Annotated in this window: 11 protein-coding genes; 1 reads left to right on the top strand and 10 read right to left on the bottom strand. The window is 65.9% G+C overall.

From position 1 onward, the window contains the following. Window positions 1-113: 113 nt before the first annotated feature. Both OSH10_RS20015 and OSH10_RS20020 read right to left on the bottom strand, forming a co-directional pair. A complete protein-coding gene (locus tag OSH10_RS20015; RefSeq protein ID WP_266333992.1) occupies window positions 114-1,373 on the bottom strand; it encodes a GTP cyclohydrolase II in 1,260 nt (419 codons plus the stop codon). A 655-nt stretch (window positions 1,374-2,028) separates the two neighbouring features. Then, on the bottom strand, window positions 2,029-3,042 hold the full coding sequence (locus OSH10_RS20020) for an aldose epimerase family protein (RefSeq protein WP_266333994.1): 1,014 nt from the start codon (window positions 3,040-3,042) through the stop codon (window positions 2,029-2,031). 397 nt (window positions 3,043-3,439) lie between these two features. On the opposite strand from OSH10_RS20020, the gene OSH10_RS20025 reads away from it, so the two are divergent. Next, entirely contained in the window at window positions 3,440-4,399 is a 960-nt protein-coding gene (locus tag OSH10_RS20025) for a nucleoside hydrolase (protein WP_266333996.1), read from the top strand. A gap of 104 nt (window positions 4,400-4,503) precedes the next feature. On the opposite strand, the gene OSH10_RS20030 is transcribed toward OSH10_RS20025, so the two are convergent. From OSH10_RS20030 to OSH10_RS20065, 8 genes are all read right to left on the bottom strand, one after another. After that, window positions 4,504-6,231 (bottom strand): restriction endonuclease, encoded by a 1,728-nt coding sequence (locus OSH10_RS20030; protein ID WP_266333998.1) that lies wholly within the window; start codon window positions 6,229-6,231, stop codon window positions 4,504-4,506. A gap of 149 nt (window positions 6,232-6,380) precedes the next feature. Beyond that, window positions 6,381-8,054, bottom strand: coding sequence for a urocanate hydratase (locus tag OSH10_RS20035; RefSeq protein ID WP_266334000.1), 1,674 nt, complete (start codon window positions 8,052-8,054; stop codon window positions 6,381-6,383). Beyond that, entirely contained in the window at window positions 8,054-9,190 is a 1,137-nt protein-coding gene (locus tag OSH10_RS20040; protein WP_266334002.1) for a DUF917 domain-containing protein, read from the bottom strand. The genes OSH10_RS20035 and OSH10_RS20040 overlap by 1 nt, the downstream gene beginning before the upstream one ends. Window positions 9,191-9,201: 11 nt before the next feature. Continuing rightward, the gene (locus tag OSH10_RS20045) at window positions 9,202-10,461 is read right to left on the bottom strand and encodes a Zn-dependent hydrolase (RefSeq protein ID WP_266334004.1); all 1,260 of its coding nucleotides are present in this window, start codon (window positions 10,459-10,461) and stop codon (window positions 9,202-9,204) included. A 6-nt stretch (window positions 10,462-10,467) separates the two neighbouring features. Further along, the gene (locus tag OSH10_RS20050; protein WP_266334006.1) at window positions 10,468-11,841 is read right to left on the bottom strand and encodes a dihydroorotase; all 1,374 of its coding nucleotides are present in this window, start codon (window positions 11,839-11,841) and stop codon (window positions 10,468-10,470) included. Window positions 11,842-12,623: 782 nt separating this feature from the next. Then, on the bottom strand, window positions 12,624-13,382 hold the full coding sequence (locus tag OSH10_RS20055) for an ABC transporter permease (RefSeq protein ID WP_266334008.1): 759 nt from the start codon (window positions 13,380-13,382) through the stop codon (window positions 12,624-12,626). Continuing rightward, window positions 13,379-14,317 carry an ABC transporter ATP-binding protein gene (locus tag OSH10_RS20060; RefSeq protein ID WP_266334010.1) on the bottom strand — a complete coding sequence of 313 codons (939 nt, stop codon included), beginning with the start codon at window positions 14,315-14,317 and terminating at the stop codon, window positions 13,379-13,381. Before OSH10_RS20060 ends, OSH10_RS20055 begins: the two co-directional genes overlap by 4 nt. Continuing rightward, on the bottom strand, window positions 14,314-15,465 hold the full coding sequence (locus OSH10_RS20065) for an ABC transporter permease (protein ID WP_266334215.1): 1,152 nt from the start codon (window positions 15,463-15,465) through the stop codon (window positions 14,314-14,316). The genes OSH10_RS20060 and OSH10_RS20065 overlap by 4 nt, the downstream gene beginning before the upstream one ends. Window positions 15,466-15,636: the final 171 nt, after the last annotated feature.

The raw sequence follows: 15,636 nt of genomic DNA on the forward strand, positions 1-15,636 counted from the left end.
AGGGTTTACGGCGTTTCCGGAGAGGACGTAAACCCTCGCCGGACGTTTGGGCCGATCTCTCCCTTGCGACGCGAGGGGGAAGGACGCCTTCCTCCCGAACGCCGGCAACCGGCTCAGTATTTCTCCAGCGGCCGGCCGATCGTGCGCGCCAGATCCTCGGCGGTCGGCGGCGCGTCGGCGGAGAAATAGCCGTGCGCCTTCTTCGCCTCCATCTCGACGCGCGCGTCGACCGGAATCAGCGCATCCGGCAGCGCCACCCGCTCGCGGATCTCGATGCCGGAGCCGGTAATGGCGTCGTATTTCATGTCGGACATCGAGACGAAGCGGTCGATCCTGGTGATGCCGAGCCAGTGCAGCACGTCCGGCATCAATTGCTGGAAGCGGGCGTCCTGCACGCCGGCGACGCATTCGGTGCGCTCGAAATAGGTGGCCGCCTGGTCGCCGCCCTCCTGCCGCTTGCGCGCGTTGTAGACGAGGAACTTCGTCACCTCGCCAAGCGCCCGGCCTTCCTTGCGGTTGTAGACGATCAGCCCGACGCCGCCCGCCTGCGCCTCCTTCACCGCCTCCTCGATGCCATGCACGAGATAGGGCCGGCAGGTGCAGATGTCGGAGCCGAACACGTCGGAGCCGTTGCATTCGTCATGCACGCGGCAGGCGAGCGTCCGCTTCGGATCCGCGATCGCCGCCGCGTCGCCAAAGATGTAGAGCGTGATGCCGCCGATCGGCGGCAGGAACAGGGAGAGATCCGGCCGCGTCACCAGTTCCGGATACATGCCGCCGGTCTGCTCGAACAGGGTGCGGCGCAACTGGTCCTCCTCGACGCCGAAGCGCGCCGCGATGCCCGGCAGGTGCCAGACCGGATCGATCGCCGCCTTGGTGACGGCGACGTCGCCATTGCCATGCACGATGGTGCCGTCGATCGGCAGCCGCTTCAGCCGGATCGCCTCATGCAGTTCGATCATGGTGAGCCGCGCCTTGGTGATGGCGATGGTCGGGCGGATGTCGACGCCCTCGGCGATCCGGTCGGCGAAAAGCTCGGCGGCGAGGTGGCCGAACGGGTCGAGCGAGACGATCTTGGCGGGGTCGGCCCATTGCGGGTGCGGGCCGATCGTGACGGCCGGCGAGGTGTTGCGATAGTCCGGCCGCTGGATCGGGTTCAGCGCGCCGGAGGAGACGGCAAGCGCGCGATAGAGCGAATAGGAGCCGCCATGCGTGCCGATCGTGTTGCGGTCGGCGGGGTTCGACACGGTTCCCACCACAGGCCCGCGCCGGCGTGGATCGGGATCGCCCCAGCGGATCGGAAACCGGACCGGCGCCTGGGCGCCGGGATGCGAGGTGAGACGGATATGCGTCGAACGGTTGATCGTCGTCATGATGCTCCAGCGAACCGGCCTGCGAGAGCACGTCAGAATGATCCGCGCCGCTGCGGAAGGGAAGAAAATTCGCGCGGGAGTTGGGTTTTGGGTTCGCGGCATTTCGGCAGAGCGCCGGACAGGCTCCACCATCATCCTGAGGTGCCCGGCAAGACCGGGCCTCGAAGGAGGGTTCAGGGAACGGCCTTGGGGCGACGCGCCGTCCGCGAAGATGCCCGCTGGACCCTCCTTCGAGGCTTCGCTGACGCGAAGCACCTCAGGATGATGGTCGGCGCAGGCTTTCGCGAGCGAAGCCCACCAGGATGACGGCGAGGGTGGGGCGAGGGGGCGAACTTCCGCGTGGCGCGGTCGGCCGGCGCCGTCAGAACGTGCTGTCCGCCCGGCCGGCGCTGTCTTCACATCCGCCAGTCGCCCCCTGCGCTCCGCCCGCCCAAACCCGCCGGCGTCATTCCGGCGGAGGCCGGGATCCAGACGCGCCGGCGTCAACGGAAAGGTCTCGGCCAAGATTTCCATACCCGGTGTTCCTGGGCCCCGGCCTTCGTCGGGGCGACGGTCCGCAGCCTCGGCCAACAAAAAAGCGACCGCGCCGGTGGAGGCGCGATCGCTTCATCAAGGGCCGCTCCTCCCGCGCGGGAGGAGCCAGCGAAGAAAGTGCTCAGCCGGTGCGGCTGAAGCGGAACAGGGTTTCCTGGTGATAGGTCTCGCCGGGGCGCAGCACCGCGCTCGGGAAATCCTTCTGGTTCGGTGCGTCGGGGAAGAGCTGTGCCTCGAGGCAAAGGCCCGCATTGGCGCCATAGACCTCGCCATTGATGCCGGCGTCCTTCGAGGCCACCATCTGGCCGCCATAGAATTGCACGCCCGGCTCGGTAGAGGTGACTTCGAGCGCGACGCCGCTCTTGGACGAGGAGAGCACGGCGATCGGCTGCGGCGTGGCGACCTTTTCGCGTCGGACGACCATGTTGTGGTCGTAGCTCTCGACCACGCCGTCATGGCCTTCGCCGAAGCGGCGGCCCGTGCGGAAGTCGTATTCGGTGCCGGCGACGGGACGGAACTCGCCGGTCGGGATCTTGCCGGCGTCGATCGGCAGGTAGGTCTCGGCCGGGATGGTCAGCATGTGGTCGCGGATCGTGCCGGCGCCGTCGAGGTTGAAATAGCTGTGCTGCGCCAGGTTCACCAGGGTCGGCTTGTCGGTCGTGGCGGAGATCACGGTCTTCAGCGTGCCGGGCGCCTCGATCGAATAGGTCAGTTCGACCTCGACCTTGCCGGGATAGCCCTCTTCGCCATCGGCGCTGGTGATGCCGAGCGTGACGCTGGACGGCGTCGATCGCAGCAGCGTCCAGACGCGCGTGCCGAAGCCGTCGAAGCCGCCATGCAGGTGGTTCGGCGCCTCGTTCTGCGACACCTGGTAGGGCGTGCCGTCGATCTCGAAGCGGCCGTCGGCGATGCGGTTGGCGAAGCGGCCGGCGATCGCGCCGAAATAGGTGCGGTTGCGCAGATAGGCATCCATGTTGTCATAGCCGAGCACCAGCGGATGCGTCACGCCGGCGAGACGAATGTCCTGGATCACGGCGCCGAAGGTCAGGATCGTCGCCGTCAGGTCGCCATTCGAGATGGTGATGGCCTCGACAGGCGTGCCATCCGGCATCGTGCCGAAGGAGCGGGAAGTCATGTGCGTTCTCTCCATGGGTGTTTTCTAGGCGTTTGTTATCGGCCCCGGCCGGCGAACCGGCTGCGGGCGTCTTGGACATCGCAACTCAGGAACGGTCGCCCGGCGTCGGAAACATGGGAAACTCCGTTCGAAGAACCGGAGCGGAGATTGGCGTGGAAATCATTGCCAAAGCAACACCATAGCGGGTGCTGCCGGTGGGTTACGCGCTGAAACCAGCGCAAAGGAACGAATGCCCGCCGCGCCGCCCCATGCCAAGGCCGGGCGGCGCAGCCTCCGGCTTGACGCTTCCCTGCGCGCGCCCCTAACGTCCGCCGGCCCCTGTGCCGGCCCCTGACGGCCGGCAGGGCCGGGAGCCGTTTCCCGTCTTCCTCTTGTCCCTGCCCATGGAGTGCCGCGCGTGGCCCAGAAGCTCATTCTCGATGTCGATACCGGAACCGATGACGCGGTCGCCATCATGCTGGCGGCGCTGCATCCGGAAATCGAGCTGATCGGCGTCACAACGGTCAACGGCAATGTCGAGGTCAAGTTCTGCACCGACAACACGCTGCGCGTGCTCGACCATATCGGCCGTTCCGACATCCCGGTCTATGAGGGCTCCAACCGCCCCTTCGTGCGCGACAATTTCCCCGTCGCGCGCGGCGTCACCGACCAGGCCTCGAAATTCCATGTCGAGACGCTGCCCGTCCCGGCGGCGAAGTCGAAGAAGGCCGACAAGGGCGCCGTCGATTATCTGGTCGAGACCTATCGCAATGCCAAGGAGCCGATCGTGCTGATGCCGGTCGGCCCGCTTACCAACATCGCGGCGGCGCTGGCGGCCGATCCGGATTTCGCCAGGCGCGTGCCGGAGCTGATCATCATGGGCGGTGGCCATGAGATCGGCAACATGACGCCCTCGGCCGAATTCAACATCTGGGCCGATCCGGAAGCGGCGGCGCGGGTGTTCTCGGCCGGCTTCGAGAAGGTGACGCTGGTGACGCTCGACGCGACGCACCGGGCGCTGATTTCCTATGCCGATTGCGACCATCTCGCCATGCTCGGCACGCCGGCCGCCCAGGCGACCTCGGACATCGTGCGCTTCCGCATCGAGATGCACGACATCTCCCAGAAGATGGAGGTGCTCGGCACGGCGCCGGTGCATGACGCGGTCTGCGTCGCCTATCTGGTCGATCGCGACGTGCTGACCACCCGCCACCTGCATGTCGACGTCGAGACCGGCGGCGCGCTGACGGTTGGCCGCACGGTGATCGACACGCATTTCCGGGGCAATCGCGCCCCCAACGCCCACGTCGCCTTCGACGCCGACCCGAAGCGCTTCGTCGCCATGCTGACCGAGATCTTTTCGCATCCGCACGGGTAGGGGAGAGGCTGTGCCATCGTCACCAAGTAGGCGAACAGCGCAGAATCCAGACTAAGCCGCAGGCGGCACGATCCACTATTTGATCATCCGCCTGCAACAGCACTCTATCCGCGCACTCGCAGATTTAGTGACTTTCGAGCCTCTCGAATATCGATCTTGGCGCGATAGCCATGTTTCTCCAACAGGTAAAGGAGATTTGCGCCGGTGAAGAGAGTGATCGGCTTTCCAGACGCAAAGGAGTGGGCGTCTGCTCCATAGTCAGCAGTCGTTATGAGGATACCCCTTGATGCCCCCTCGTGCTGCATTGTGCCATACAGATCTCTTACAGAATTGACACCGACGGTTCTAGTGTATCGCTTGGCCTGAATCACAATCTTTCCGCCCGTGATCGGGTCTGGATCGAAAGCGACAGCATCGACACCACCGTCGCTGCTGGCTTGGGTTATCTTCACCTCTCCACCCCTTGTCGCGAATTCTTTCTCGAATAGCTCACGAACGAGATGTTCAAAGTCCTCCCAATCCATCGACGCCAGATTGGTCGCATCGGTTAAACTATCGGCGGTTTCGCGGGCGGGGACAAACCGGCGGTCCTCCTTATTGAGTTCCATGACGGGAGGAATCGGCGCAAGTGCCGAGAGGGTTGAGGCGGATACCCCCTTTAGGCTCTTGAAACAGGCCTTTGGATCTACGCGGCGAAGATCGATCATCTCGAAATCGCTACGTTTTACCAGAACAGACATGATGCAGCTCGTAGTGTCACGGCCAGTCGTACGATCCACGTAATTTGCGTAGCCGTTGAAGAGAACCTTTTCGATATTTCGACATTCGTCGGCCTCCAGTACTTCGTGAATCGTTCTGAGACAGATTTGGTAGCATGTCATATCGAAATTAGACTTCTGTTCTCGCTCGGAAATGAACGATTCCTTTATTTCTCCGGTGGCTGGAACAAATCGGACGGTCTTCAGCTTAGGCATATCGTCGGGAGAGGGTAGCCCATACGCGATAAGCAGGGTCCTATCATCAGAGGCGTAGTCAACCTCCAGCGATTTTTCGAAAAGATCACCGTAATTAGACCTTTCGAGGACGAGACTGGCATGTTCGATGATGGACTGGGGTTCGGCAGTATATACGCCTCGGGCGAGAGCGTCGATTTTTGCGTTTCTTTCGGTTTGCTCGGCCAGGAATGCGCTCTTCCGTGCGGCAAAATCGTTCTCAAATGCCGTCTTGCGGGCCTCCCACAGGAGCATCTGCTGCTTGAAACTAGCTTCGGCTTTGTAGCTCTGATCCTGCCAAGTGTTCACAGCGTCTGAGTAAGTGTGCCGCGCTTCCTCAAGCTTTCGGTTCTTCCGCCCTAGAATGTAGTCCCAGATCGTCAGTGTCGGCGGGGAGAAATCAGGCTTTGGGACATTCTGGATTTGGGGCTTCTGCTCTCGGAAACGGTTCGCCTCGGGAAAGGGCCTCTTGTCTTTGAGCGCCTCCCAGTCGACTCTATCATCGACTGAAAGCGTGTGAGCGAGGATGCCTGCCAGGGCTTCAAGCCGTGCTGAAGCTTCGAGATTCCTTTGTTCAGCAGTATCCTTTCCGGCGATGACCGCAGTTTTTTTGCGATATTCTTCTAGTCTTTTATCCCAGTTTGCCATGAGCGCATCGACCTTGCCTTGTAGAAGATAAAGCTCTGGTGCACTGAGTTCTTTGTGTAGAGATAGTTCTTTGTGCCAAAAATCTATGAAATATCGAAGGACTCTCGTTCCATCGACGCTATATTTTGCTTGAAGCTTTCCGATCGAAATAGATGGAAGACTTGTTGACTTGATTTCGATCTCGTCGTGCATCCCTGCCCCCCCTTGTCACTTTGGCGACATACTGCGCTAAGATCCGGGGGGGCTTCAATAGATGGTAGCGAGCTCCACGCTTCGCAATCTTACCGCGACTGATGCAGTGCCAACGTCGAGCATTAGCTCGTCGCTTTTTGAGGCTCAGCTCAACCCCCCCGCCGCACCACCTTCTCCGATGGCACGTCGAAGCGGCGGATGCCTTTGCGATCCGCCTCGTCGAGGGCGTCCTCGTAGCCGGCGTCGGCATAGCGCATCACGCCCAGCGAGGTGTCGTTGGTGAGCGCGCGGGCCAGGCGCTCGCCGGCGGCGGGCGTGCCGTCGGCGACCAGCGTCACGCCAGCCGAGGTCATGTAGCCGGCATAGCCGCCGCCGCCCGAATGCACCGTGACGAGATCGGCGCCGGAGGCCGAGAGCGTCATCGCGTCGAGCAAGGGCCAGTCGGCGATCGCATCCGACCCGTCGCGAAGATTTTCCGTCATGATGTTGGGATGCGCCATCGCCCCGGCATCGAGGTGATCGCGCGAAAAGGCGATCGGGCCGGAGAGCGCGCCGGCCGCCACCAGGTCGTTGACGGCGAGCGCCAGTTCGGTGCGCGCGCCATGGCCGAGCCAGGCAATCCGCGCCGGCAGGCCCTCGAACGGCACGTTTTCGCGCGCGAGGCGTATCCAGTTGGTGACGATGGCGTTGTCGGGAAAGCGCTCCAGCACCAGGTCGTCGATGCGGCGGATGTCGTCGGGATCGTTGGAAAGCGCCATCCAGCGGAACGGACCGATGGCGCGGGCGAAGAGCGGCCGCAGATAGGCCTCGGTGAAGATCGGGATGTCGAACGCGTTTTCGACGCCCGCTTCCCGCGCCTGGGTGCGGATCAGGTTGCCATTGTCGAACACCACCGAGCCATGCTTCTGGAAATCGAGCATGGCGCGGACATGCGGGACGATGGACGCGCGGGAGAGCGCCATGAGTCTTGTCGGATCGCTCTGACGCAATGCCCGCACTTCGGCGAGCGAAATCCCGGCCGGCACATAGCCATAGACGAGGTCATGCGCCGAGGTCTGGTCGGTGACGATATCGGGCACGATGCCGCGCCGAAAGATTTCGGGATAGATCTCGGCCGCATTGCCGACCAGCGCGATGGAGAGCGGCTCGCGGTGGTGGCGGGCATGCGCGATGCGCTGCAGCGCCGTGTCGAGGTCGGGCGCGATCTCGTCGACATAGCCGATCGCCTTGCGCTTCTCCGCCCGTTCGGGGTCGACGTCGACGGTGAGGATGGCGGCGTTGGCCATGCGACCGGCCAAGGGCTGCGAGCCGCCCATGCCGCCGAGGCCGGCGGTCAGGATGAAGCGTCCGGCGAGATCGCCGCCGAAATGCTTCTCGGCGATGCGCATGAAGATCTCGTAGGTGCCCTGGATGACGCCCTGGCTGCCGATATATTGCCAGGCGCCGGCTGTCAGCCCGCCCCAGCAGATCAGGCCCTTGCGCTCCAGCTCGTAGAAATACTCCGCCTTGGCCCATTGGCCGACGATGTTGCAATTGGCCATGATGACGATCGGCGCCTGCACCTGCGTCTTCAGGATGCCGATCGGCTTGCCGGACTGGACGATCAGCGTCTCGTCCTCGTCCATCGTCTTCAGTGCCCGGACGATGGCGTCATGCGCCGCCCAGTTGCGCGCCGCCTTGCCGAGCGCCGCATAGACGATCAGGCTGTCCGGGTCCTCGCCGACCGCGAGCACGTTTTCGAGCAGCCGCAGCAGGCCCTCCTGCCGCCAGCCCTTGCAGCGAAGCATCGTTCCCGAGGTGACGGGATAGCGGGGATTGACCATTATTTCTTCTTCCGCTTCCTCTTCTTCGGTTCGTCCGCGAACACATAGCGCGCGAGCTCGATGCCCATCGCGGCTTCCACCGGCGGATAGACGGAGGGGTCGAGCACGCCGGCCGAAAGCGGGAGGATCGCCCCGGGCACATGCAGCACATGCACCGTCATGCCGACATGCAATTGCCCGACCGAGAGCGGCTCGCCATCCTTGTCGAGCGTGGTGATGACATCCGGGAAGGTGGCGAGCCGGGTGCCGCCGGCATCGTCGATCGCCATATATTCGTTCATCACATGCAGCGTCGTCGCCTTGTCGCCGGCGCCGATCACCACCGTGCCGATGTCGAAGGCGGCGTTGGTGTAGACGACGTCCTTGCGGGCGATCCGGCCGGAAACCGCGATATGGCCGCCCGTCACCTTGCAGATCGCGTCGATGACGGCGGTGCCGCTGCCCTTGCCGGCCCCCTTGCCGTCGGCCGCGACGATCGCCTCGCCCAGCGCCAGCGCCATCGAGATGCCGCCGAGCGCCGCGTTTTTCCGCACATAGCTGGCGCGGACCGGATTGCGCGCCGAGGCGATGAAGCCGCCCGACATGTCGGAGGCCGTGCGCAGGATCGGTGACACCTTGGCGGTCGCGCCGCGCACCACCAGCTCGATATAGCGGTTGTCGGCCCGGTTGCCGCCGACTGCCGTCTGGATCATCGGCTCGGGCGAGGCGGCGAGGCCGATCGAGCCCATGTCGCCGGTCGGATGCGCGCGGATATCGCCGACGGCGTCGAGCACCTTGGTGCCGAGAATGGCGGAGGGCAGCCAGCCGTTCAGCGTCGAGGAGCGGCCGTTCTGGCCCACCATCAGCGCCGCCAGCGGCTCGCCCAGCGCTTCCTGCAGCAGCCGCACGGCGTGGACATAGTCGACGCCCTGCATCTCCCATTGGGTGGTGCCGGCCGGCGCGCCGATCGCGGCGGCGGTCGCGACCCAGTCATTCTTGTCGAGTTCGTCGACGCTGACCAGTTCCGGCTTGCCGATGCGCACGGCCGCGAGCCCCAGCATGCGGCCATGGTCGGCCCAGCCGCCGCCCCCGGCGGCATAGACCGAGCCGCCGCGCACGGCGGGTTCGACGTCTTTCTCGGTCAGGATGCGGCCCATGCGGTCCTCCTTCAGGCGAGCAGGGTATCGAGGCGCAGCACCGCGTCGAGCAGCACCGCCGCCCCGGCGGCGATCTCGCCCGGCTCCGACCATTCCTCCGGCGTATGGCTCCGGCCATCCTTGCAGGGAACGAAGATCATAGCCGAGGGGGCGATGCGCGAGAACCAGGCCATGTCGTGGCCGGCGCCCGAGGCCATGCGGCGCGGCGCCAGCCCCAGCGCCTCGGTCGATTGCTCCAGCACGTCGAGCAGCAACGGATCGGAAAGCGCCGGGCGGTTGTCCGAAATGGCGCGGAATTCGGTGATCCGCGCGCCCGTGCCGGCCATGGCGCGCAGGATCAGGGGCCGCAATTCGGCGACGAAGCCTTCCATGAAGCTGCGTTCCTCGGCCCGCGCATCGACCAGCAGCGTCACCCGGCTGGGCACGACATTGGCGGCGTTGGGCTCGACGCGGAATTCGCCGACCGTGGCGACGAAATGCCCGTGCCCCGCCTTGGCGCGGCGGCTCGCATCCTTGGCGATGACCGACACGGCGGCGGCGGCGCCGGCCAGCGCGTCCTGGCGCAGGTGCATCGGCGTCGTGCCGGCATGGTCGGCGCGGCCCTCGATGACGATCTCGAGCCGCGTGATGCCGGAGATCGCCGTGACGATGCCGATGTCGCGGCGCTCGTCCTGCAGGATTGGCCCCTGCTCGATATGCAGTTCGAGATAGGCGGCGATGTCGTCGCGCCGCGCCTCGGCGAGATAGGCAACGTCGCCGCCCATGCGGTCGATCGCGTCGCGCAGCACCTCCCCGGTATCGGGCTCCGGCCGTTCCAGTTGCTCGGGCGTCAGCAGCCCGGCGATGGCGCGGCTGCCGATGCAGGAGAGGCCGAAGATCGAGACCTCTTCCGCCAGGCAGTCGATCACCTCGAACGGGTGGTCGAGCTCGGCGCCGTCCTGCTGCAGGCTGCGGGCGACCGCGATGCCGGCCATGACGCCGGCGGTGCCGTCGAAGCGGCCGCCATCCGGCACGGTGTCGCTGTGCGAGCCGATGACGATGGTCTTGTGGTCGGGAAAGCGGCCCTCGCGCCGGCCGATCAGGTTGCCGGCCGCGTCGAGGCGGATGGCGAGCCCGGCCTCCTGCATGCGCCGGGCGACGAAGGCGCGGCCTTCGAGAAACATCGGCGTGAAGGCGCGACGGGTCCAGGGCCGCCCGGGATCGGTCCGTTCGGCGAGCGCCATCAGATCGTCCCAGAGCCGGGTCTCGTCGATCGGCAGGTTGTTGCGCATGGAGAATCAGGTCTCGGTCGGCAGGGTGGGGGGCGGACGCACGAACCGGCCCGAACCAGGTTCGGCCAGCACGGAACGCCCGTCAAAGACCTGGATTCCGCGCAGGAACGTGCCGCTCACCCGCCAGGGGAGCGTCATGCCGTGATACGGACTCCAGCCCACCACATTATGCCCACTCGCCGCCGCATCATAGAGCGCCGGTTCATGCGTCAGCACGGCGATGTCGGCATCCTTCCCGATCTCCAGCGCGCCCTTCTGGTCGGCGATGCGGAAATGCCGGGCCGGGTTGCGGGCCATCAGCCGCGCCGCCCAGGTGAGCGGGATGCCGCGTTCGATCGCGCCCTTGACGAAGAGCGGCAGCAGGACTTCCAGCCCCGGCACGCCGGAGGCGTTGTCCAGCATGGCGGGCTTGGTCTTGCGGTCCTCCGACCAGGAGACGTGATCGGTCGAAACGAGGTCGACATGGCCGAGGGCCACTTGCCGCCAAAGCGCCTCGACCTCGGCGCGCGGCCGGATCGGAGGATTGATCTTGGCCTTGCCGCCGAGCCGGCAGACATCGTGCTCCTCGTCCAGCGTCAGATAGTGGATGCAGACCTCGACGGAGGCGGCATGGCCCTCGGCCCGGTAGCGCGCCGCGAGCTCCGCCCCGCGCGCCAGCGAGGAATGCACCACATGCGCCGGGCAGCCGGTGAGCGCGCCGGTCTCGAAAATCTCGACATCCGCGAGGAGTTCGGTGATCGGCGGCCGCGACAGGCCGTGTGCCCGCCAGTCGGTGATCCCTAAGGCGCGCACCCGCGCCATATGCGCGTCGACCGCCTCGTGGATCTCGTTGTGCACGCCGGCGGTCAGCCCCGTTGGCGCGATCGCGGCGAAGCATTCCGCCAGCAGGGCCGGGGGAATGCGGGGAAACCGCTTGGCATCGGTGCCGAAGGTGGAGAACTTGAACGCGGCGACGCCGGCCGCCGCCATTTCGCGGATGCGCGCCGTGCCTTCCTCCGGGTCGATCGTGCCATAGAGCGCGAAATCGACGCGCGCCTGCGGCCCGGCATGGTCGAGCTTCCTTTGCACCGCTTCGGCCGAGCAGACGAGGTTGCCTTCGTCATAGGGCATGTCGACGATGGTGGTGACGCCGCCGGCCGCGGCCGAGCGGGTCGACCAGATGAAATCCTCCTGGTCCCTCTGGCTCAGCGAATGCACCTGCGCGTCGATGGCGCCCGGAAGGATCAGCGCCTTTCCGAGCGCGTGTTTTTCCCGCGCCGAGGGCGCCGCGCCCTGGCCGACCATGGCGATCTTGCCGCCGCGCGCCGCGACGAACCCGCCCTCGATGACGCGGTCGGCGGTGACGACGGTTCCGGACAGGACGAGATCGAAATCGCTCATGGCGTCACCGGCGGTTGTCGGGAAGGGAGATTGCGACTCGCTGCACCCGCGACGCAGGCTGGTCGCCATGTTGACGGCTTTGCCGACGAAATGGGAAGGCCGATTTGCGTTTGGGCTGCTTGCTCAACATGAGGGCTGCGCGGTCAGTCAGGTCAATGGTTGGCCCAGCAAGGTTTCCCCCTCCCCAAAGCCGGCAGGCTGGTTTTGACCCTCCCTCAAGGGGACGGTTCAGGATGAGCACGCCGTGCCGGCAAACCTCTGCTGATCGATCCGGGTGGCTCTTAGCCAAATTGCGCTTCGCTTGAACCCTCCCCTTGAGGGAGGGTCGAAAGCGCGTGGCGCTTTCGGGGAGGGGGCTCTTGGCATGCGGGATAGGGAGTTCTGCCGCGCTCGATCTTTGTGAAGAGCGCCGGCCAAAAACCCTCGCCCGCTTGGGAGAGAGGGTAGGGTGAGAGGCTTTGCTTGCGCTTTCCCTGTTGCGCGCTGGGTGCGTGGTTCGAGACGCCACTGAGTGTCCGGCCCACAATCAAAACTCGCTCATCATCCTGAGGCGCCCGGCAAAGCCGGGCCTCGAAGGAGGGTCCAGCGAACGCTCTGAATGCAGGTGATTTCGGCGGGGTCGTGACTTGGTTTGCAAGCCGAAATGCCCACTGGAGCCTCCTTCGAGGCTTCGCTGACGCGAAGCACCTCAGGATGATGGCGGAGCCTCTCAATCGGCTTGGACGCCTGACAGCCGCGCGAGCGAACCATCCATTCGCTCGACATGCTCGTCGCCAAAGCCCTCACCCCGCCACCTCCGCCAGCCGCCCTGTCCGCCTGGCCACCCGGCGCTCAAGGATCGACAGCGCGTCATAGATCAGCACCGCCAGCAGCGCGACGATGATGCCGCCCTGCAGGATGAACGAGGTGTTGGAGGTGAGAAGCCCGGCGATGATCACCTCGCCAAGCCCCTTCGCGGCGACTGTCGAGCCGATCGTCGCCGTGCCCATGTTGATGACGACCGACAGCCGGATGCCGGCGAGGATCACGGGAAGCGCCAAAGGCAGCTCGACGCGAAACAGCTGCTGCGTCGGGTTGAGGCCCATGCCGCGCGCCGCTTCGACGACATTCGCCGGCACTTCCTTGAGCCCGGTAATGGTGTTCTCGAAGATCGGCAGCAGGCCGTAGAGCACCAGCGCGATCAGGGTCGGCTTCAGCCCGAAGCCGACCACCGGCACGGCCAGCGCCAGCACCGCGACGGGCGGGAAGGTCTGGCCGATATTGACCAGGCTGCGCGACAGCGGCAGGAACTCGGCGCCGACCTTGCGCGTCACGAATACGCCCATGACCAGCGCCAGCGCGGTGCCGATCAGACTGGCGATGGCGACAAGGCCGAGGTGATAGAGCGTCAGGCTGAGCAGGCTGCCCTGATTGTAGATCACCGGCGCGCCGTTTTCGGTGAACGGTTTTAAAACCGGCACGAACCAGTCGGGCTTGAGGATGAGCGCCAGCAGTAAGGCCAGCGTCGCCAGCCGGGCGAGGGGTCCGATAATGCGGCTCACGCGGCGGCCCCGGCATGGGCGCGCAGCGCCGCGAGCGAGACGCGGCCGACCAGCGTGCCGTCCGCGCTCGCCACCGGCAGCGCGTCGCGCTGGTGCCAGAGCAGCTCGGACAAGGCATCGCGCAGCGTGGCGGTCGCGGCGATCGGCGGGCCCTCCGCCGTGCCGGGCTCGACGATCGACGAGACGGGCGCGAGCGACAGCAGCCGGAACGGTCGGTCGACGCCGTTCACCAGCTTTTCGACGAAGCCATGCGCGGGTCGCGCCAGGATTTCCGCCGGCGGCGCATATTGCAGCAGCCGGCCGCCATCCATGACCGCGATCCTGTGTCCGAGATGGATCGCTTCTTCCATGTCATGCGTCACCAGCACGACGGTGATGCCGAGGCGCTGCTGCACGGCGAGCAGATCTTCCTGCGCCTTGGCGCGGATGATCGGGTCGAGCGCGCCGAACGGCTCGTCCATCAGCAGCAGGCCTGGCTCGGCCGCCAGCGCCCGGGCGACGCCGACGCGCTGCTGCTCGCCGCCGGAAAGCTGGTGCGGAAACTTCTGCGCGAACTCTTCCGGCTTCATGCTGAACAGGGTCAGAAGCTCATCGACCCTTTTGGCGATGCGCGAAGAATCCCAGCCGAGCAACGTCGGCACGGTGGCGATGTTGCGGGCGACGGTCCAGTGCGGGAACAGGCCGTTGCCCTGGATGACATAGCCGATGCCGCGGCGCAGTACCTCGCCGGAGACGGAGGCCGTGTCCTTGCCGTCGATGCGGATCGTGCCGGCGCTGGGCTCGATCAGCCGGTTGATCATCCTGAGCGTCGTCGACTTGCCGGAGCCGGAGGTGCCGACGATGACGGTGATGGTGCCGCGCTCGACGGAGAAGGAGACGTCGTCGACGGCGAGCTGGTCGCCGAAGCGGCGGCTGACATGTTCGAGTTCGATCAAAGCCGGCGCCTTTCGGAAAGCTCGATGGCCGCATCGAGAAGGATGGCGGCGGTGAAGGCGAGCGCGATGGTGGGAACCGCGCCGAGCAGGACGAGGTCGGTGGCGGCCTGGCCGATGCCCTGGAACACGAAGGTGCCGAAGCCGCCGCCGCCGATCAGCGCGGCGATGGTGACGAGGCCGATATTCTGCACCAGCACGATGCGGATGCCGGTGAGGATGACCGGCAGCGCCAGCGGCAGCTCGACCTGGAACAGGCGCTGGAATTTCGTCATGCCCATGCCCTCGGCCGCCTCGACCACCGAGCGGCGCACCTCGCCGAGGCCGGCGACGGTGTTGGCGACGACCGGGAGCAGCGAATAGAGGAACAGCGCGATCAGCGCCGGCGCCGTGCCGATGCCGCGAATGCCGAGCGAGGCGGCGAGCGGCGACCAGGCGGCGAGCAGGCCGAGCGGCACGATCATCAGCCCGTACATCGCCATGGACGGCACGGTCTGGATGACGTTGAGGACCGGCAGTGTGATGCCGCGCAGCGTGGCGTTGCGGTGGCAGGCGATGCCGAGCGGCAGGCCGATGACGACGGCGGCGGCGAGCGATCCCAGCGCCAGCTCGATGTGCTTGGCCCCCTCGCGCCAGAATTTCTGCGCGTTGGTGGCGTATTCCTTCAGGATCGACAGCCCGTCCCAATGGCCGGAGCCGAGGATGAGGGCGACCGCGATGGCGGCCCCCGCCAGCATGGGGAGCCGCGCGAGAGGCCCCAGTTGCAGCTTGGCGATGGCGTCGGTGGTCAGCACGGCGAAGGCGAAGGCCATCAGCCAGAAGCCGGCGGCGGGCGACACCCGGGCATAGCTGTTGTCGGGTGGCACGACCGTCGCCGGAACGATCCCGATCAGCACGGCCAGCAGCAGCAGTGACCCGATGCCCACCGCCAGCCGCAGCAGCGCGCCGGTCCGCAGCACGGCGACGATGGTGGCGATCGACAGCAGGGCGATGCCGATCGCCGCCCAGAGCGTCGGCAGCGACTGGGCGAGGCTGAGGCCCTGGCCGGAGATCAGGCGGTTGGGTTTCAGCGTCGCGAAGGACTGCCAGTCCATGCCGACGATCGCGATCACGGCGACGACGATGCCGACGCGGTCGAGGCGCGCGGTCAGGGGCTGGGCTGCGGTCTCGCTCGCTTCCGTCACGCCGGATGGCTCCCTCTCGTTGCGCAAGAGCTTAGGGGTAAATCGGCGCATCGCAAGGTTAACGGGGAGCTAACAGGCCGGCGGCTGTTAACAGCGGCCCGGACGGCGCGTCTCCTTCGCCGTCCGGGTTTCACGTGA

It is taken from the genome of Kaistia defluvii (assembly GCF_026343955.1).
Lineage (GTDB): Bacteria > Pseudomonadota > Alphaproteobacteria > Rhizobiales > Kaistiaceae > Kaistia > Kaistia defluvii.

Excerpts from the sequence above, each read along its gene's own strand:
- OSH10_RS20020 (WP_266333994.1), bottom strand. The coding sequence starts at position 3,042 with ATGACTTCCCGCTCCTTCGGCACGATGCCGGATGGCACGCCTGTCGAG.
- OSH10_RS20035 (WP_266334000.1), bottom strand. The coding sequence starts at position 8,054 with ATGGTCAATCCCCGCTATCCCGTCACCTCGGGAACGATGCTTCGCTGC.
- OSH10_RS20030 (WP_266333998.1), bottom strand. The coding sequence starts at position 6,231 with ATGCACGACGAGATCGAAATCAAGTCAACAAGTCTTCCATCTATTTCG.
- OSH10_RS20040 (WP_266334002.1), bottom strand. The coding sequence starts at position 9,190 with ATGGGCCGCATCCTGACCGAGAAAGACGTCGAACCCGCCGTGCGCGGC.
- OSH10_RS20050 (WP_266334006.1), bottom strand. The coding sequence starts at position 11,841 with ATGAGCGATTTCGATCTCGTCCTGTCCGGAACCGTCGTCACCGCCGAC.
- OSH10_RS20015 (WP_266333992.1), bottom strand. The coding sequence starts at position 1,373 with ATGACGACGATCAACCGTTCGACGCATATCCGTCTCACCTCGCATCCC.
- OSH10_RS20045 (WP_266334004.1), bottom strand. The coding sequence starts at position 10,461 with ATGCGCAACAACCTGCCGATCGACGAGACCCGGCTCTGGGACGATCTG.